Source organism: Methylobacter tundripaludum SV96, from assembly GCF_000190755.2.
GTDB classification, from domain to species: Bacteria; Pseudomonadota; Gammaproteobacteria; order Methylococcales; family Methylomonadaceae; genus Methylobacter_A; species Methylobacter_A tundripaludum.
On sequence record NZ_JH109153.1, the window covers coordinates 1,375,270 to 1,395,225 of the forward strand.

Here is a 19,956-nt window from a genome sequence, read left to right on the forward strand (position 1 = left end):
CCATTTAAAACCGGCCTCTCCTGATTTAAATAGTTAAATTTTAACTGCCTTGTTTTCTGTTTGTTTGTCATTTCTACTGAGTCGGCTTAGTTAACGGCCTTGGATCATCTCTTTATGTATAACCCACCAGCCTGGCATCTAAGTGCATAGCAATAAATTAATACCTACTACTTTACACCACTACCATTACGACAAAACATGTCCATTTTCTGCTGTACATTTATTAATTAGAAAATAAGTTTCCCATTAATACCTGCCATAAAATCAGAATAGGTGGCATCAACAGCATTAGAACCCCTATCGGTATATTGGGCATTAATACCCAACATCATGGCATTCCGCGGCGCCCAATCAATAGTCATACCATAAGACAAGGAGTTATCCACTCTTTTTAAAGAAGTAATAGGCCCGTTACCTAGATAATCTCGTTTGCTGATTTGCCCATTAAGTCCTACAATTATTTTAGATGTTACTGACCAAGTAGGCTTGATTGATAAAGTATCAAGAACTGAATAACTGCTATAGTCAGTTTGAAATGAGGATAGTTTCCTTGACAAGTCTATCGTTAAGTTTGTTTTTGACGACATATCCCAAGCATAATTTATGTCGCCGATGTACCCGGAATAATCTCTTAGGGAGAAAGTTTTATCGGTATGTATATCATATCCAAAAAATGATGATACTCTCGATTTTCCAGTCAGCGCCCAAAAGGCGTTAAGCACTCCTTCATTTTCAATATACCCTTTTCCAATAAAACTTGCAAAGTTAACAGTTTGATTTTCTGCGTTACTATGCCGTAACTTTAATGCCACATAGCTGGCAGATGAAAAAGAATACATAATGCCGCTATCGATCATATTTAGCTTGAAACTTGTTTCCGGTAAAAAAGTCTGACTATTTATAGAATCCATCATCGTATATCCACCAAGTAAGTGCCAGTTGTTATGTGGCGACCAATCAAAATCGAATCCCTTCGCTTGAGTGGTTCTTATATTTTTCGAATCGGTAGTCCTGTAGTCTTGGTAATTGATAATCTCTACTTTTCTGTCTGCCGATAAATTACCTTTTAAACTTGGCGTGACTGACCATAGCCAAGCAGCTTTATAATTACTTGCATTGAAATCAAGGAATTTGGCATTATTATATTTAGTCAACACATAAGCATAGTCAATTTTAAATGTTTGCAACGAATAGTTTTTATTAATTTTAAAACCAAGGTCCGTTCTCAATATATTATCCCAACGCTGAGCACCAGCACCTGCCGGCTGGAGTCCGGAAGATAGGCGAAATACATTACTGTCATGCTTATAAGTTGATCCTAACACCATATTAAACACATCATTGCTATCCGCTAAAGCCTGACATGTAAATACGTATGAAAAAAAATAACACATAACAAATCGCATCAGAAACTTGGTTATTTCCGATTTCTGTGAGTCAAAACGACAGACGGCTTTATTAATATGACACCATAGAGAACAAATTAATGGTAATAGGTTTAATTTTAAAATTAAAAAACATTTGTATATTAATCATAGCTATGCATTAAATCTACATTTAATCGCTCACAGAGAAATAGACGATACCCAGAAACTTGACTTATATAGCTTCTGCTTATCATGCATTCTTATTTCTATATTTAATACAAAATATTAAAAAAATAATAATATCGTACGTATATCGCTTAAATAATCTTTTAGGCTCAATACATAATCGGTAAAACCACTCCATCCGAATTTTTCTTATATAATCTGGCGCTCGAGGTTTATCTCCGGCCCAGAAATCAAATAAGGCTCCTACTCCAGAAATAAATTTTGCGTTCAGTTGTTTGTAATGATCAAGGATCCATTCCTCTTGCTTTGGATTCCCCATAGCAACCAGTACAATATCTGCCCGTGATTCATTAATCACATCGACGAGATTATCCATTTTTCTTATACCATCATATCCATCACAACTACCGACAACAACTTGACCCAACTGATGCACAAGGAAATAAGCCGCTTTGTTTAGCACTTCATGTTGACAACCTAACAAAAAAACGCGCAAAGCCTTACCTGATTGTTCCAGCAAATGTGGCGTAAAGTCTGTGCCGTTGAGGTTTGACTTGAATTTCCGCTGATGTAATAGCAAAGATGCTATATCCATCCCAACGCCATCATTTACAATGACCACGTCCTCATTGCACATGCGCTTCAATATAGGTCTGCATTGAACAATAAAATTAGTATTGGCAAAAAAAAGCACACTTTTTTTCGATGCATCCATTCGTCTAGATATATAGTCGGTCAATACATCATCAGTTGTATTTAGAACGGGAAAACCAGCCAAAAATAAATAATTTTTATCTGTCACATATACTCCACGCCGTCAGGCTTTCGGTTTTTTTATTAAAATAACTGGAAGTCCAATAGAGAATTTCGCCGATTCTATTTCTTACCCAGGAATCAATACCCGAATAAGTAAATTTATTATGAGAAATCCGTGGGTAAAAGCCTAATAGGCATTTTCATGTAAGAACCCCTTAAATATAGTCATAATAAAAATCTCTATATCCAGCCAAATTGACCATGTGTGAATATATTCCAAATCAGACTTTATTCGCCCTTCCATTTTATCTAGCGTATCCGTTTCGCCTCTAAATCCTCTGATTTGAGCCAAACCAGTAATACCGGGCTTAACATTATGTCGCAACATATACCCGCTAATTTGACTGCGATATTCCTCGTTATGAGCAACAGCATGTGGGCGTGGACCAACAATTGACATTCTACCCTGCAATACATTAATAAACTGAGGCAGTTCATCCAAAGATGACTTTCTAAGAAATTGACCGAACTTTGTGATACGCGGATCGTTTTGAGTTGCCTGGGTCACATCTTGGCCATCTTCGCAAACTCGCATGCTTCGAAATTTCCAAACATTAATTTCTTCGCCACGAAAACCATATCTACGCTGAATAAATAAAACAGGACCGGGCGCAGAAAGCTTAATCATTAAAGCAATCACCAGCATTGGAATAAAAATAACCAATAAAATTGAAGAGGATATAATTAAGTCGAATAATCTTTTAGATAATCCATCGACACCGCCATCATGAGGCGTATCGAATATTTTAATTACAGGTATTCCATTGAAGTTTTCGAATTTTCCCCCAACAAGATCAAAAGCCACAAGATTAGGCACAAAATGAACAACAACAGAAGTATCTCGTAGCTCAGAAAGAATAGATTTAATTCTTTTTTCAGATTGCATGGGCAACGTAATGAATATATCTTCAAATTCCTTGTTTTTAGCTTTTTCAATCAACTCTTTAATATTTCCAATAACATCAACAGAAGCCAATCGTTTATCAGAAAATGGTGCTCTGTCATCAAAAAAACCGGTAAAAGAAAAACCCATCCAAGGTTGTTTTATTAAAATATTCTCCAAATCAAGACCCAATGTAGTGGCGCCCAAAATCGCTACTCGGCGTATGTTTTTTTTATTAAGTCTTAGGGCACTTAACGCAAGCCTAATAATTAAATGCCAGAAAATGATAACGAACGGGGTTGTCAATAACCACAAGAATATATGGTATTTTTGGGTGTCGTCAAAAACAGGAAAAAAACTAATAGTCACCATTACAACAAATGCTGAGCAAATCCATGCCGTTATTGTGTTTTTTATTACAAATAAAAATCGCACTCCTCGTGGAATGAGATAAAGATTATTTAGTGTTGCAAAAAACTCAAAAACTAAAATTGCAACAAGTAAAATTAAATTCTGTTTACTCTCCAAAAAATAATAAGACGAACGTAAAAAAGCACTAAACAAGCAAATTATAATTAATATATCAGAAGTCTTGACAAGTGCGACCAGCGCACTCTTGTGTTGCCTAATAAAGCCATTGTTCTTATTATTGAAAAGTAATACATTAAAATCATTGAACATGGTGTATTTCCTTAAATATTGAAAACCTGCTCCCCATATGAGTAAAAAATACATACTTACATAAGAACTGAAAATATCTGTTTTTCAAACTCACTCAACCCTTCTTATTTGTTGTATACACAGCTTTAATAGCCCTAAACCATCTCAATACTAAGCCGGCCAATCTAGCTTTCAAGCTAGGTGGGCTGGGTTGTCGTGTATATAACCACGATAATTGCTCATCGTTTGTTGTTCGGCATTTTTCGGTTGCTCTTCATTTTCGTCAAATGCTTCCGCCGTCCGATTAGTCGCACTGGCGACGCTATCGACAGGCTCATCTGCGAATTTAGCTGCTTTGTCTATAGTTTCCATGATAGTTTTCTCGCTTATTTGAGCCGCATGTCATCCTTGACCGGTTTCACACCATTGACACTATGGGCAATCTCAGTTGCTTTTTAATATGGGTACTGGAAGACACAAATCCGCTCAATTGAACAATACTCTTAAAAGCTTGAACGTTGATCTCGGCGAACCCTTAAGTAGGGCTCTTCCAATATGGCCGCATTAACCTTGGTGTGACACTATCGTCAACATACTCGCCGGTTCCTTCGCATTTGAGTCGATGCACAACCTGCAGCAGTCATTAACGCCAAAACCACAAAAAATGCGGATAAATATCCAATAAGGTGTTTAATAACTTAATCTTTATTTAAGGGCTTATTCCAGTTGACTAAAAAATCCTTCAACACTTCTGGACGAAAGGCCTACTGAGATAGGTTCAAAATACAAAATCCAAACGGGCTAAGGATTCGCTTAAAAATCTGGTGCTGTCCCAACAACGGTTTACAGGCCTTATGCCAATTATTTAACGACACTTTATCTGCAAAATTATCGGGCATCTGTACGGTGCCACACATTAAGAGGCGTTGTTTGTATTCAATGATGAACGGTGAAAACCGTTCATCCCCACAATCATCGCGACCAGCGTTACGCACAAATCGCAACGACTGGGTAAAGCTTACATGAACAAGATGAGAGGAAACCTGTTGGTTTGATTAAGATTAGATGAAGATAGGATGATTCACGTTGGGCTGGATTGTAAATCAGCGCGCAGAAGTTACCACTTTCAGTACCAGCCTCTACCAGCGATTAAAAAATAAACCTTTGAAAACAATATGATAATAATTTTTACATTATCAATCATGACGCAGTTTACTGATAAATACTGGGCGCTTATTGACAATAGTGTTCCTCAGAAGAGGGTACGTTAGCCCGGCGCGAACGCCTATATTCACAATGTGCTTAGCCGCTGACTGATGAGACATAATAATCGCCATTCTTTACGTTTTTTAATGGCGGCTTATTAACAAAATAAGATCAATTAAAACTTAACATCTCTAATAACAAGAAAGCCCCAGTAAATGGGGCTTTCTTGGATATACTTTACAAATTATGTCTCAGGTGACTCCTAAAACGGAATGTCATCATCGAAGTCGTCATAATTTGGCGGTGGCGGCGGCATGGAACCGGAACTGCTTTGCGGCGCCGATTGCTGCGGCTGATTGGCCGGTCTTGATGAAGGAGCGGAATAGCCGCCCTGCGGCTGCTCGCCGCCAAATTCGGAAGTGCCGCCGCTACGGCTATCCAGCATATTCATGGTGTCGGCAATGATTTCAGTGGTGTAGCGATCCTGACCGTCTTGACCTTGCCATTTCTGAGTGCGGATACGCCCCTCAATATACGCTTGACTGCCCTTCTTTAAATATTCACCGGCGATTTCAGCTAAACGATTATAAAACACCACCCTATGCCATTCGGTTTCTTCCCGGCGCTCACCCGATTGCTTATCTTTCCAGCGTCTGGACGTTGCCAGACGAATTGTCGTAACGGCACCGCCGCTCGGCATATAACGAACCTCAGGATCGGCGCCAAGCCTTCCTATTAACATCACTTTATTAAGCATCTATTTCTCCCATTGTTTTCTTCTTGAGCATTTGTAGAGCTCGCCCTGTGAATGCTCGCCTTTGAGCGGATAGCTCCGCCCCTACCGGATTATGCATTGACGTATTGCGTGATCAATCGTTGTAACTGGTCTTTATCCAGTTTCTGATTATCAACCTTAAGATAAACCAAGGCTTCCTCATAATGCAGGGTAATTTCCTCTACACCGCTGATTTTAAACATTTCGGCAATAAATTCATTGGCGCCCTGTTCGCTGAGTTGTTCCAGCGATATAAGCAGGTTTGCCACATACCGGGGGGGCTTCATCCATAAGGACACCACCAACCAGCTGAATGCGGCAGCGGCGCAAAATAAAAACACCGCCGTGACTCCGAACGCGCCGTTAAACCAGCCGCCCACCAGTCCGCCCATAAAAAGCCCCATGAACTGCGAACTTGAATAAGCGCCCATGGCCGTGCCTTTCAAGTCAGCCGGTGCCGTCTTCGATATTAAAGAAGGCAGTGTCGCTTCCAGCAGATTAAAGCCGCAAAAAAACAGCCACAAGAAGCCTATAATTCCGACCAGATTTTGATGAACTGCCGACAAGCCCAATTCAGCCATTATCAGGACCGCGATCGCGCCCAGAAACACCTGCTTCATTTTGCGTTTCTTTTCGGCCAGAATCACGAACGGCACGGCGAACGCCATCGAAATAACGAAAACCGGTAAATAAACCTGCCATTCATGCCCGGCTATTAATCCCGCCTTCCGCATTAATGAAGGCACCACTACAAAGATAGCCATTAAAATCAGGTGCAAGGTAAAAATGCCGTAATTCAGGCGCAACAGATCCGGATTTTTCAGCACCTGCATCGTTTCTTCGGGAACGAACTCCGCATCCCGATGCAATTTGGATTGCTGGGGATCGGGAACGATATAAATAATCGCTAAAATAGCCAGCAGGGTAAGCACCGCGGTTACCCCAAAAACACTCTGTACACCGCCTAAGCCAGAAATAACAGGCCCGGCTATAATGCCTACGCCAAACGATCCGCCGATGCTGATTCCGATAATAGCCATGGCTTTGGTGCGATGAACTTCCTGAGTCAGATCGGCCACCAGGGCCATGATGACGGCCGAAACCGCACCGGCGCCTTGAAAAGCCCTGCCTATCAAGACCCCGTAAATGGTCGTTGACAGTGCCGCAATCACGCTGCCGATAAAAAACATCACCAAACCGATAATAATGATTTTTTTGCGGCCGAAGCGGTCGGATAGCAAACCGAAAGGAATTTGCAAAAGAACCTGGGGCAAGCCGTAAATGCTCATCGCCAGGCCGATCAGCGCAGGCGTTGAGCCTTCAAGCTGTTCGGCAAATAAGGATAACACCGGCAAAATCATAAACAGTCCCAGCATCCGCAAAGCATAAATGCCTGCCAAAGACCATGTAGCGCGTTTTTCCGATGAAGTCATCGAACTCGTAATGTCCTGCTGTGTTGTTGCCAAAACCAACGTCTCCTTTTGAACCAGAATTATCAAGAAAAATAAAATCAGTTGAGTACAGGCTTTACAATCAGCTGCAAATGCCGGACTAACTCAGTGGTTTATCTCGTTATTTTAATGGCGTCCATTATAACAAGCTTTATTTATCGAACTCGCTCATTTGTGCTTGAGCCGCCGTTTAACTAACCAGCGCCATGACCTGCGTTATTAAATGCAACCCGACGGATTTAAAATCAGTCAACGAAATCTGACTGGCCCTGAGCATCCCGACAATGCCGACCATAATCCAGAACACATTCAGCAAGGTATAGGCACTGTCTTTCTTGAGTATCGAGCACCAGGAAAGTATCACCGCATCTGTGGTATTAAAAGCCCAGACGAACAAAAACGGACTTTCCGGCCCCATCCAACTAACCAGTGAAAAACTGAAAATGCGCATCAGCACGCCGAGCATTTCGATAAACCGGATATATTTAAAAACGAATGAATTTAAGGTGTTGATGAGCATTATTTAAACCTAAGCAGTGTGTATGCCGTTTGTGTTAATACGGCTTTGCTCGTATATTATACGGTTGTTTAAATTGCCGGATTTATTTAATGGATACGATCAGCATTCGTGGCGCCAGAACACATAACCTGAAAAATATAGATCTTGACCTGCCCAGGGATCAACTCATCATCATCACCGGGCTTTCCGGGTCGGGTAAATCATCGCTCGCCTTCGACACTATTTATGCCGAGGGGCAACGACGCTATGTAGAATCCCTTTCTACCTACGCCCGCCAGTTCCTGTCGATGATGGAAAAACCCGATGTCGACCATATCGAAGGTCTGTCCCCGGCTATCTCCATCGAACAAAAATCCACTTCGCACAACCCGCGTTCCACCGTCGGCACCATCACCGAAATCTACGATTATTTACGGCTGCTCTATGCCCGCGCCGGTACGCCGCGTTGTCCTGAACACCAGGTTTCGCTGGAAGCGCAAACCGTCAGCCAGATGGTTGACCATGTGCTCTCGCAAGCGCCCGACCAGCGTTGGATGCTGCTGGCTCCGGTGGTCAACGACCGCAAGGGCGAGCATATCCAACTGCTTGACGACCTGCGCGCGCAGGGTTTCATCCGCGCCCGGATCGACGGCACCGTGTACGACCTGGACGAGCCGCCGGTACTGGATTTAAAAAAGAAACATACCATTGAAGTCATCGTCGACCGTTTCAAGGTTCGCGACGACATCGCCTTGCGGTTGTCTGAATCCTTCGAGACCGCTTTGCGCATTGCCGACGGTATCGCTATCGCCGCCTGCATCGATGACGCGACCGAACTGCTGTTTTCCGAGCGCTATGCCTGCCCTCATTGCGGCTACAGTCTGACCGAATTGGAACCGCGTATCTTCTCGTTCAACAATCCCAAAGGCGCATGCGGCAGTTGCGACGGACTGGGCGTGCGCCAGCATTTCGACCCCGAACTGATTATCCACAACCCCGACATCAGTCTTGCCGGTGGCGCGATTCGCGGCTGGGACCGGCGCAACGCCTATTATTATCAGATCATCTGTTCGCTGGCCAAACACTATAACTTCGACCCGGAAGCGCCATTTTCCGAGCTGTCCAAAGAAACCCAGAACATCATTCTTTACGGCAGCGGCCATGAAGTTATCGAATTCAAGTTCATGGCCGGTACCGGCTCGGTCAAAAAGAAGCATCATAGCTTTGAAGGCATCATCGCCAATATGGATCGGCGTTACCATGAAACCGATTCGCAACTGGTGCGCGATGAACTGGCTAAATATTTATCCCAAAAACCCTGTAACGTTTGCGAGGGCGCAAGGCTTAACGTGTCGGCCAGAAATGTGTTTGTTGAAGATTTGCCGCTGCATCATCTGACCCGCTTCCCGATCCGCAAATCACTGGACTTCTTCAAGCACCTGAACCTGACCGGCAAGCGCGGCGAAGTTGCCGCAAAAATCGTCAAGGAAATTCAGGAACGGCTGGAATTCCTGGTCAATGTCGGCCTAGACTATTTGACGCTGGATCGCAGCGCGGACACCCTTTCCGGCGGCGAAGCGCAACGCATTCGCCTTGCCAGTCAAATCGGCGCAGGTTTGGTCGGCGTGATGTACGTGCTGGATGAGCCGTCGATAGGCCTGCACCAGCGCGACAACCAGCGCCTGCTGAACACCTTGTTCCGCCTGCGCGACCTCGGCAATACCGTGATCGTGGTTGAGCATGATGAGGATGCGATCCGTTCGGCGCAGCATATTGTCGATATAGGCCCCGGCGCCGGAGTGCATGGCGGGCGCATCATTGCGCAAGGCACGCTGGAAGACATTATCAACACCCCGGACTCGTTAACCGGGCAGTATTTATCGGGAAAAATCGGCATTACCGTGCCTGAAAAACTAACGCCTGTCGATCAAGACAAACAGATCGTCATCCGCAATGCGCACGGCAACAACCTGAAAAATGTCGATATTTCATTCCCGATCGGCTTGCTGACCTGCATCACCGGCGTCTCCGGTTCCGGCAAATCGACGCTGGTAAACGATACCTTGTACTGTCATGCGGCACGTCTAATCAACCGTGCCGGAGTCATTCCCGCTCCCTGCGACGCCATCGAAGGTTTGGAGCATTTCGACAAAGTCGTCGATATAGACCAAAGCCCGATCGGCCGCACGCCACGCTCTAATCCGGCCACCTACACCGGCCTGTTCACGCCGATACGCGAATTATTTTCCGCAACGCCTGAAGCAAGATCGCGCGGTTATTCCCCGGGCCGTTTCAGCTTTAACGTCAAAGGCGGTCGCTGCGAAGCCTGCAGAGGCGACGGCGTGATTAAAGTCGAAATGCATTTCCTGCCGGATATTTTTGTCCATTGCGACAGTTGCGCCGGCAAACGTTATAACCGGGAGACGCTGGAAATACGCTACAAAGGCAAAACCATCAACCAAGTGCTGGATATGACGGTAGAAGATGCGGCCGAGTTTTTCAGCCCCGTGCCGGTGCTGGCCCGTAAACTACAGACCCTGGTCGAAGTGGGCTTAAGCTATATCACCCTGGGACAGAATGCGACCACCCTATCCGGCGGCGAAGCGCAGCGGGTAAAACTCGCTAAAGAACTGTCCAAACGCGATACCGGCAAAACCTTGTACATACTGGACGAGCCGACCACCGGCCTGCACTTCCACGACATCAAACAATTGTTGACCGTGTTGCATACCCTGCGCGATCACGGCAATACCGTCATCGTCATCGAGCACAACCTGGATGTGATTAAAACCGCAGACTGGATTATCGATATGGGGCCGGAAGGCGGCGACGGCGGCGGTACGCTGGTTGCTGAGGGTACGCCTAAGCAGGTTTCTGAGAATGAGGCTTCGCATACTGGGGTGTATTTGAAGCGGTTTTTTGAGTGATGGGGATTTGCAAAGAAGTTAGGTGCAGTCCTTCTCTATCCCGTCACCAACTCACGCAACATTTCCGGATGAGCCACCGCCACACGCAATAATGTCTGCGCCGCTCCGGTGGGTTTGCGGCGGCCCTGTTCCCACTCTTGCAGGGTGCGCACCGAAACGCCCAACAGCGCGGCAAATTGAGCCTGCGACAGGCCTGAGGCTGTGCGTGCCGTAATCGCTTGGGAGTGAATCACCGTGCCGCGCCCGGCCTTCATTTCATGAATGGATTGCAACAAGTCGGCGTGAAAATCACGTCCATCTTCGAAAATTTCCAGTTTTTCATCGGTCATTGGTTTAGTTGTCGAGGGCATGTTTAATCTCCAGTAGTTGTTTGGCGGTCATCGAGTCACGCTCGGCTTTGGCGTACAGTATCAACTGTATAATTTCCTCGGCAGCGTTGCGCATAAAGTAAATCACCCTCACGCCACCAGACTTGCCCGATCCGGCGCGGCTCCAGCGCACTTTACGCAGCCCTTCTGCACCGGGAATCACATCTCCGACGGACGGATTTTCAGCCAAGTAAGCAGCAAATGCACCACGCTCTTCTTCATGCCAATAATGCGGCCACAACTTGCTGAACAGCGGGGTTTCAATGACTGTATACATAATTTCATTATACGTCAAAGACGTATTTGTGCAATCTTGAATGCATTATTGCAAAATCACACCCTTTCTCTTCCTTCATTATTCTTCCCGCCGCTTGGTCAAACCGGAAACCACGGCCACCAGCAACAAGCTGGACATCCAGCCAAACAGGATTTCGAACCAGATCAGAAATCGTATGCAATATTCATAGTTAGAACTCCATGTCCAAAACGCACTTGTCTTTGTAGGTGTTGAAATCATTGGAGCCCAGTCGTGTTCTTGTTGTAAATCGACCAGCGGCAAAATCAAATCCAACGAATAGGCGAAAGGGCTGAACCCCGTGTATTCCTCAGGCAGTTTTGAACACAAATACCAGTTACCCGCACCTTGGATAGGAGGCAGCACCGCACAAGCAGATTTGGCTAACTCTGCCTTAGCTACTTCGCTATCAGACATACACGCGACACATTCAGTATTTTGAAACATCAACAGATTGTTTGGTTTAATTAATTTCTGAAGTGTCGCATAGACTAATTTTATCTTTTCCTCTTTAGCTGCACAGCTATCAGGTACACAAGCGGCATACTTAGTATTTTGAAACACCAGCGGATTACTGGGTGCAAAAACACCATTGCCATTATTGCCGTAAACTGCTGCGCCCCAATAAACCGCCCCGCAAAACAGCCAGACAACAACCATTTTGAAAAATAACCCAAGTGGGCGATAACCATATCCGATGAGCCACCCAAACAGCCAATGAAAGCCACGACTAAAAAACCGATAAATCCTTGCTATCGGTTTGCACCAATCCTCTGGCGTTTGTCCAATCAATTTCGCGGTACGTAGTTGATCTTCAAAGGCAATTGCCACCTGTCGCGCATACTCTAAATGGCCCATGTCACGAAGCACTTTTTGTAATTGCCACCAGGGTTGTGGCTTGAAGTCTTTTCCATCTCCAATCTGCCCCAAGTGTAAAGTTGGCTGCTTTTTCAGCCATTTCAACCGGGTCTCTGTATCTGTGGGAGCTGTACCAGACAGCCTGCCATAAACAAAACCGTCCAAATCCAGTTTTCCTTCCGGCCAAGACTTGAGGTCATCAACTAGGCTACCCACTTTGGCAGATACCAGAAATACAGTGCCCTTAACTCTAAGATTAAGAAAAAAGAACACGCCAGCCACCGTCATATTTTCCGCCAGCAATGCAAAACCATTATTGCCGTCGAGCGTTGAGTCGCTACACTCCAAATCACCGCCAATTTTTGCTCCTTGCAATCGAACTGTGCCTGTAGCGGTGAAGCCATTCTTCAGTACAACACAGCCTTTAATCACCGCACCATCACAAGACAAAGCATTTCCGTCCTTGACGACGAACTGGCCGTTTTCGCAAACTAAATCACCGCCAATCTGCGCACCTATCATGGCAACTTCACCAGTGGAGGAGAATTCATTCCTCAAAAAAACGCAACCTTTAATCCTCGCTCGGTCACATATCAATGCATTGCCCTCTTTTCCATCAAACTTACCCCCATCGCATACCAGATCGCCGCCAATCTGCGCACCAGCAAAGCTAACTTCGCTGGTGGAAATAACATTGTTCAGAAAAATAGTGCCACTGCACACCATGCGGTCAGCTTCCAAGCCCTCAATATGGCAAACCTGAAACAGCAAACAACCGTGAACAACGCTATCTCGTAAGTTAGGTGTAGTATTTAAATGACAATAAGTCAGCCTTAGGCTATTTGGCGAGATTGCCCCCTCAATATCCAACTTACCATCCACCCAGGCCTCATAAAGCTGTACGCCCTTTTCATGTACCGGAGCGTATTCATCACCGCCCAATGCGAGAAACCGCAGAAAAGATGCGCGTACAATATTTTGCTCACTTGGTCCCTCGGGTCGCCGTTCTCGTTCTGAGATGTGTGCGATCTCGCCACTTCGACAGGCATCCAGTAGCTTTTTCTCGGCAGGTTTGAGCTGCCCAAAATAAGCCAGTGTGCGTCCGTCGGGTTTTAAAGGTGGATTAACCATACTTATACTCCTGCGTGCTTATTTCGGATGTCGTGGAATTCGATGATTACCCAAGTTGCATCAATCGCGAACGATGCTTGCCTTAAGAACGGCTCCCCTCATTCAACATATTCTAACGTACTATATTGGTTTATTTTTAGACGTTCCTGTCAGACAGAGTGTGCATTGCATACCTTTTGGAAGCTTAATTTACCCTAAACACTTTGAAAAGGTACGTAATGTATACCCTACAGCGGCTTGCATTGAAGTTACCCTCCAGCCCAGCTTTGTGCATTAATAACCTGTGTTTTAAACGCGGCCTTCGCGACAAAATCACAAAAGGCTTTATCGACTATGTTTTGTTCGGCGAGTTGTTGCAGGCTAAGGCTGGTATCAATAGCAGCTGACTTTATCAGGATAAGTTCGGTTGCTGAAACTGTCTTGGCCAACCATGCCGCGAGGCTGTCCGAAGTTATATCCCAGCTTGCCTCAATGCCTGCGTTATCAAGTTCGATAATATCCGGCGACCAAATGACGGTTTTTTTCCGGTTTAATTGATCATGAATCGCCGCGACAGTATCGGCGATAGCAAAATCCGGTTTAAGCCCTTTAAACATCAAGGCCATTTGCTGCATGGCTAAGAGAGCCATGTGATGCGCGGTGGTATCGTCAAATTGCCACTGTTGTTGCGCTAATCTAACCTGATCGGCAAACCCACCGCCGCCGGGAACGACAACCACCGCCCTGCCCTGATAGTTTTTTTCCACCGCATTCAGGCAGTTAACAAGGGTATCCGAGCGGGACAGGCTACCGCCCAGTTTGATAATAATTATGCCGTCCGTGGCGGTTAGGTTGCTCATTACCTTGCCGTAAATTGCCGCAATAAATCGAGCATGGCCGCCGCCTTGTCAAAACTTTCCTGATATTCTTCTTCGGCTACGGAATCATTGACAATACCGCCACCGGCCCAGAAACGAATGGTGTTTTCGGAATGCACCAGCGTTCTGATAGCGATATTGGTATCCATATTGCCGTTGAACCCAATATATCCGATAGCCCCGCAATAAACGCCGCGCCGGTTGGGTTCGAGTTCTTCTATGATTTCCATGGACCTGATCTTGGGTGCGCCGGTAATCGATCCGCCCGGAAAACAGCTTTTTAACAAATCCAGCGCGTGCTGGTTATCCGCCAGAACGCCGGTTACGGTACTGACCAGATGATGCACGGTGGCGTAACTTTCCACATCGAATAGCACCGGCACTTTGACTGAGCCGTTCTTGCAGGTTTTACTGATGTCGTTGCGGAGCAAATCGACGATCATCAGGTTTTCCGCTCGGTCTTTGTTGCTGGCTTCCAGGTTTTTTATTTGCTGCTGGTCTTCCGCGTAATCGGGTTTTCTCGGCCGCGTCCCTTTAATGGGTTTGGTCTCGACCACACCATCGGTCAGCTTTAAAAAACGCTCCGGGGATGAGCTTAAAACCTGCACTTCGGGCAGATTAAGATAGCAGCTGAACGGCGCGGCATTCAATTTGCGCAAGGTTTGATAGGCGGTCCACGGATCGCCCTCGCAATCGGCTACAAACCGCTGCGCCAGATTCACCTGATAACAATCGCCTTCCTTGAGGTAATGCTTGATCCGGTTAAAGGCATGGACGTAGGAATCTTTGTCCATATTGGACTTAATCTCGCCGACGACCTTAAATGCAGGACAATCCGGCCTTACCGGTAATTGGCTGAACTGGTTGATTAAATCTTGCCATTTTTGCCGATCGCAATTTCCTACCAAGTAGCTTTTTTGCCGGTGATGATCGACGATGACCGCCCACTCGTAAATTCCTACCGCCATCTCGGCAATATGTTCGGCATCTTCGGCTATCGTCGGTAGCGCTTCCAGTCGACGGGCTAAATCATAGGCAAAATAGCCGATGGCTCCACCGTTGAACGGTAAATCATCAAAACCGGCTTCCAGCTTAAAGGATGGGGAGAAACGAAGCTGTTGCTTGACTAAATCAAACGGATTTTCAGTTGATTTGAGTGTCGCGCCGTTACGGGTAATCTCGGTAATCTCGCCATGCGTGACCAAGGTACACACCGGCTCAGCCGCAATAATATCGTATCGCCCCTGATTGCTGTGGGGAAAACCGCTATCCAGAAAAACGGCCCAAGCTTCATCTACGCAGGCGGAAAACAGTTCTGCACTATCGGGAAAGTAAGGTAGGGGAGCGATAAGTTGATTTGGTGACGGCATTTATATTGGGGACTTGTGATGCGTTTTGCATTAACAATGCGAAATAAATCGGGATTATTCAGTAGAGTGGGCAAAAAACCTGCCCACTCTATTAATTATTTATGACTATTTGCCCATAAACTGCCCAAATGCACGACTGCCTTCACCGGTTTGAATGGTATCGATCACTTTCAGGGTTCTGGCATCGATCACCGAAACATTGCCGTCAAACCAATTAGCCACGTAGACATGCCGGTCATCCGGATGAGTGCTGATACCTTCGGGTTTGGTACCTACAGTAATCAGGGCGATTTCCTTTAGCGTCTCCGTATCGACAACTGAAACCGAACCGTCGTCCTGATTAGTCACCAACAGGCGGCTGTCGTTAAGCGCCAGTGCCGTTGCGTAAGGCAACATATTGACCTTTACCGTAGCGATAGGCTTCATCCTTGCCGTTTCCACAACCGTTACATCATCGCTTTTTACATTGGCGACATAAATGCGTTCGCCTCTGGCATCAATGGTAAGTCCAAACGGGTGCGTACCAACCTGAGCGGTTTTCTTAACGGTCAGTGTCTTCAAATCGATCTGGGAAACTGAATTACTGATCCGGTTGGCGACGTATAACCAGCGATTATCGGGACTGACAACCAGACCGGACGGCGATTCGCCGACACTAATCGTTTTAATGATCTGTAGACTGTCCGCATCGATAACCGAAACATTGTTTTTATACCAGTCTGCCACATAAATCCGCTTGCCGTCAGGCCCCACAGCGATACCCAGCGTGCCGTCATTGACAGCAACGCTGCCGATAACTTCGCGTTTTTTTGTATCGACAACCGCAAAGCCTTTGGCCTCCGGCGTACTGACATAAACTTTATTGCCGTCAGGCGCGACCGCAACCCCGGCCGGTTTGCCGGGAACAGCAATGGTATCGACTACGCTGCCCGTTGCCGTATCGATAACAGACACGCTATCGGCCAATTGATTGCTGATGTAGGCAAATGGCTGGGCCGCAAGCGGTGTAGATAAAAAGGCTGTAGCGATGCAAATCGCTACAGCCTTGTCGCCAAGGATGGTGCGTATGCCGCAAACCAGCCGGGAGCTGGCGCGGCGGCAGTTCAATGAGAACACTCGCTAAACCTTATTTTTCAGCCAATTTTTTCAGGTTAATCAATCCTGTTTCCAAAACGGCTTTCACTGCGGTATTTGCGGCTTCTTCGTTCATTTCTTCCGGTGGATTGTTGTTCATGTAAGCGCGGTAGTAACCGGCTTTCCAGGTAACTTCAGTCTTACCGCCTTTATCGGCCAATTCAATGCTTGCTGCGTAATCGTTTACAGGTAACGCAGGAACTTTTTCTTCAGCACCGGCATGAGTGATGGTTTTAGATGAACTCATTTCAGTGATTTTATAACCATAAGACATCTTAGCTTCGTCATACTTTTTTAATTCTTCGGTAATTGTGCCGCCATCTTTCAAGGTCAAAACGCGAACCGCACCTTTGGTGTTATCGCCTTTAACTGTGGTACTCATAATGCCGGGATGCCAAGACATATCGCCGTAGTTCTTGATAATATCCCAAACTTTTGCAGCAGGTGCATTGATGGTGACTTTCTCTTCGGCTTTTTGACGCACAGGGCCGTGAGCATTGGCTAGTGAAGTAAAAAAGAACAGCAAGGCTGAAACAAACAAAATGATTTTCTTCATATTAACTTTCCTTATGGGAACATAAAAACTAAAACGCGCATTATATGACAACCAAGCGCTGCAAGCATCAGCTTAGCTAACTTAAAGTATTAGAAAAACAAACCCGGCAACAACAATTGTCACTTTTTATTATCGCGCGGTTTCTTTTACTCTGACTGACGGCTACAGCGAGTGATGATTAACGGTGAGGCTTTCATTAAAACGAAGTGACCTGTAAGTTACCCTGTAGTCTCACAAAGACCACAGGGCGGTTTTGATTACGCCAAGAATTTCTTTTCAAGAATATCCAGCTTGTCAGATTCAATCCCGAGTAATAACTCTCCTTTTAACAAGCCAACTAATTCCCTGCCGGCCATTTTAAAACGCCAGCCATGCAATAGCGGACACTCATCGTCGTCATTGAACAACAACACTTCCAAATCCTTACGTGTCGCAAGAATAATGGGATTTAACGAGTTTTCTTCGGCGCGTATTCTGACCAGTGCCGTCAAAATATCCAGTATCGCTTCCTGCTGCTGAGTTTTTTTAGCGGGCCGACCTTTTTCATTCAAGGGTATCGGCGCGCGATTTTTGGCCGCCGTAATGAGTTGGCACAATTCTGCGCCATAACGATTAACCGTACGCTCATTAATGGCGCGAACATTGGCTAATTCACTCACCGTTTCCGGTTGCAACTTGGCTAAATCGAACAGCATTTCATCACGTAACAGCCAGCTCTTGGGTCGATCTTCAGTCTGCGCGGCCTTTTCCCGCCATTCGGCCAAGGCTTGAACAATTGATAATTGCCTGCCGGTCAGTTTGTTTTTACCCTTAATTTTCAGCCAGGCTTTTTCAGGCTTTACTTCATAAAGATCCGGATTTGCCAGTTCGGCAAAGTCACGCTCCAACCATTCAGCGCGTCCGAGTTCGGCTAATTTCTGCAACATCATTTGATAAATCTTGCATAGATAAATCACATCATCCGCAGCATATTGAATTTCTGCGTCGATCAGCGGCCGCTTGCTCCAATCCGCTCGGGTATGGGCCTTGTTTAAATTCACATTTAGCAAGCTGGAAACCAGCATCGCATAACCCGGATTCTCCTGAAAACCCAGCAGCGGTGCGGCGATTTGGGTATCAAAAAGCGGCTCAGGTAATTTCCCGGTTAATTGATAAAAGATTTCCAAATCCTGTCTGCAAGAATGAAATACTTTTACAATGGATGGGCTGTATATCGCTTCAAAAAGGATATCCAAGGAAGGCAATGCGATGGGGTCAATGCATGCCACCCATTCCGGTGTTGCTATTTGCAGCAGGCAAAACTTCGGGTAATACGTTTTTTCCCGTAAAAACTCCGTATCGAGAGCTAACCAAGGTTCTTTCTTGATCTGTTCACACAATTTAACCAGCTGATCTGGGGTATTTATATATTGGATGTTGTTTGTCATATTGTTAAACGAGCAGTCATTAACACACCGTAAAATCCATGGATTTTACGGTTAATGGTGGTTTTTTATTTTAATGATAGAATTTATTTTTTTGTCTTCACTTACCTATGCGATTTTGTATTACTCCCGTTACCGCTTATCAGCAGAACTGTTCCTTACTCATTTGCGAGCATACCAACAAAGCCGCCATCGTCGACCCTGGCGGCGATATCGACACGATTCTTAAAGCCATCGACAGGGAAAATGCAACGCCCGAATCCATCCTCATCACCCACGGACATCTCGATCATATCGGCGCCACGGCTGAACTGGCGGCCTTGCTTTCCATTCCTGTTATAGGGCCTCATCAAGACGACCAATTCTGGATTGATGCCATTCCTGAACAATGCCGGACTTTTCGTTTCCCGGCCTGCGATTCATTTACACCGTCACGCTGGTTAAGTCAGGGCGATATTGTTAAGGTTGGCGAAGAAGTGCTGGATGTTTTTCATTGCCCGGGTCATACACCGGGACATGTGGTTTTTGTTCACCGCAACACCAAACTGGCCATAGTCGGCGATGTGTTGTTTAAAGGTTCAATCGGCCGAACCGATTTGCCAAAAGGAGATTTCAATACCTTGATTCATTCAATCAAGAATAATCTATGGCCTTTGGGTGAACAGTTTACGTTTATTCCCGGACACGGCCCAATGTCCACGTTTGGAGAGGAAATGCGCAACAATCCCTTCGTCAGCATTTAAGCCTTATATCTTGTTCGATCAGGTTAGCTGCCGTTGACTTGATCGGATCCGCCATTGTTAGATGGCGGAGTACGCTGTCTTCCGCGTCGGCCATAGTTATTGCTACGTTTTTTATTACGTGCTTTTACCCGTTTTATATCCAGTTTATGTTGCTTGATTTCTACCGATTTTAGATGCAGGAATATATCCTGCGGCATTTCATCGGGCAACTCAACGAGCGTGTAGTCGCCTTGAATATTAATATTGTTAATATTATTTTTGTCGACGCCGGACTCTTCAATCAATATTTTTTTAAGCTCTTCCGACGTAACCTGATGCTTACTCCCCACGTCCAGGCGATAGCGAACCATTTTAATGCCTAGTTGAACTATAGCTGTTGTCGCCAGTCTCGCATCCATGCCGTCGGGTTTATTATTGCCGCTCATTCCGGTTTCAACGGACTAGCCGCAC

18 protein-coding genes are annotated in these 19,956 nt (G+C 45.7%); 2 read left to right on the forward strand and 16 right to left on the reverse strand.

The features are described 5' to 3' along the window. Positions 1-227 precede the first annotated feature (227 nt). The 7 genes from epsL to METTU_RS24135 all read right to left on the reverse strand — a co-directional run bounded on the left by epsL (position 228) and on the right by METTU_RS24135 (position 7,864). A complete protein-coding gene (gene epsL / locus METTU_RS18930) occupies positions 228-1,394 on the reverse strand; it encodes an XrtB/PEP-CTERM-associated polysaccharide biosynthesis outer membrane protein EpsL (RefSeq protein WP_006893571.1) in 1,167 nt (388 codons plus the stop codon). A 223-nt stretch (positions 1,395-1,617) separates the two neighbouring features. Beyond that, positions 1,618-2,355, reverse strand: a complete 738-nt coding sequence (locus tag METTU_RS18935) for a WecB/TagA/CpsF family glycosyltransferase (protein ID WP_006893572.1) — start codon at positions 2,353-2,355, stop codon at positions 1,618-1,620. A gap of 141 nt (positions 2,356-2,496) precedes the next feature. Continuing rightward, positions 2,497-3,933 carry an undecaprenyl-phosphate glucose phosphotransferase gene (locus METTU_RS18940; RefSeq protein WP_006893573.1) on the reverse strand — a complete coding sequence of 479 codons (1,437 nt, stop codon included), beginning with the start codon at positions 3,931-3,933 and terminating at the stop codon, positions 2,497-2,499. A 171-nt stretch (positions 3,934-4,104) separates the two neighbouring features. Continuing rightward, positions 4,105-4,284, reverse strand: a complete 180-nt coding sequence (locus METTU_RS18945) for a hypothetical protein (protein ID WP_006893574.1) — start codon at positions 4,282-4,284, stop codon at positions 4,105-4,107. Positions 4,285-5,380: 1,096 nt separating this feature from the next. Further along, entirely contained in the window at positions 5,381-5,875 is a 495-nt protein-coding gene (locus tag METTU_RS18950; protein ID WP_006893575.1) for a single-stranded DNA-binding protein, read from the reverse strand. Positions 5,876-5,964: 89 nt separating this feature from the next. Beyond that, positions 5,965-7,326 carry an MFS transporter gene (locus METTU_RS18955; RefSeq protein WP_040581036.1) on the reverse strand — a complete coding sequence of 454 codons (1,362 nt, stop codon included), beginning with the start codon at positions 7,324-7,326 and terminating at the stop codon, positions 5,965-5,967. A gap of 208 nt (positions 7,327-7,534) precedes the next feature. Next, entirely contained in the window at positions 7,535-7,864 is a 330-nt protein-coding gene (locus METTU_RS24135) for a hypothetical protein (RefSeq protein WP_006893577.1), read from the reverse strand. An 89-nt stretch (positions 7,865-7,953) separates the two neighbouring features. Between METTU_RS24135 and uvrA the strand changes: the two genes are divergently transcribed. Further along, the gene (gene uvrA / locus METTU_RS18965) at positions 7,954-10,770 is read left to right on the forward strand and encodes an excinuclease ABC subunit UvrA (protein ID WP_006893578.1); all 2,817 of its coding nucleotides are present in this window, start codon (positions 7,954-7,956) and stop codon (positions 10,768-10,770) included. Between the two features lie 35 nt (positions 10,771-10,805). Here the strand turns inward: uvrA and METTU_RS18970 are convergent, their stop codons facing one another. The 8 genes from METTU_RS18970 to rnd all read right to left on the reverse strand — a co-directional run bounded on the left by METTU_RS18970 (position 10,806) and on the right by rnd (position 18,766). Then, entirely contained in the window at positions 10,806-11,120 is a 315-nt protein-coding gene (locus tag METTU_RS18970) for a helix-turn-helix domain-containing protein (protein WP_006893579.1), read from the reverse strand. Then, positions 11,104-11,415, reverse strand: coding sequence for a type II toxin-antitoxin system RelE/ParE family toxin (locus tag METTU_RS18975; protein WP_006893580.1), 312 nt, complete (start codon positions 11,413-11,415; stop codon positions 11,104-11,106). The genes METTU_RS18970 and METTU_RS18975 overlap by 17 nt, the downstream gene beginning before the upstream one ends. A 78-nt stretch (positions 11,416-11,493) precedes the next feature. After that, positions 11,494-13,422 carry a hypothetical protein gene (locus METTU_RS21945; protein WP_006893581.1) on the reverse strand — a complete coding sequence of 643 codons (1,929 nt, stop codon included), beginning with the start codon at positions 13,420-13,422 and terminating at the stop codon, positions 11,494-11,496. A 248-nt stretch (positions 13,423-13,670) separates the two neighbouring features. Next, entirely contained in the window at positions 13,671-14,261 is a 591-nt protein-coding gene (locus tag METTU_RS18985; RefSeq protein ID WP_006893582.1) for an amino acid kinase family protein, read from the reverse strand. Then, complete coding sequence (gene pabB, locus METTU_RS18990; RefSeq protein WP_006893583.1) at positions 14,261-15,649, reverse strand: aminodeoxychorismate synthase component I; 1,389 nt, start codon at positions 15,647-15,649, stop codon at positions 14,261-14,263. The genes METTU_RS18985 and pabB overlap by 1 nt, the downstream gene beginning before the upstream one ends. Before the next feature lie 105 nt (positions 15,650-15,754). After that, positions 15,755-16,765 (reverse strand): YVTN family beta-propeller repeat protein, encoded by a 1,011-nt coding sequence (locus METTU_RS18995; RefSeq protein WP_006893584.1) that lies wholly within the window; start codon positions 16,763-16,765, stop codon positions 15,755-15,757. A 10-nt stretch (positions 16,766-16,775) separates the two neighbouring features. Next, a complete protein-coding gene (locus METTU_RS19000; RefSeq protein ID WP_006893585.1) occupies positions 16,776-17,339 on the reverse strand; it encodes an SRPBCC family protein in 564 nt (187 codons plus the stop codon). Positions 17,340-17,596: 257 nt separating this feature from the next. Further along, a complete protein-coding gene (gene rnd, locus METTU_RS19005; protein ID WP_006893586.1) occupies positions 17,597-18,766 on the reverse strand; it encodes a ribonuclease D in 1,170 nt (389 codons plus the stop codon). A gap of 107 nt (positions 18,767-18,873) precedes the next feature. Between rnd and METTU_RS19010 the strand changes: the two genes are divergently transcribed. Then, entirely contained in the window at positions 18,874-19,506 is a 633-nt protein-coding gene (locus METTU_RS19010) for an MBL fold metallo-hydrolase (RefSeq protein WP_006893587.1), read from the forward strand. Positions 19,507-19,529: 23 nt separating this feature from the next. Here METTU_RS19010 and METTU_RS19015 read toward each other — a convergent pair whose 3' ends face one another. Continuing rightward, a complete protein-coding gene (locus METTU_RS19015) occupies positions 19,530-19,931 on the reverse strand; it encodes a DbpA RNA binding domain-containing protein (protein ID WP_040581041.1) in 402 nt (133 codons plus the stop codon). Positions 19,932-19,956: the final 25 nt, after the last annotated feature.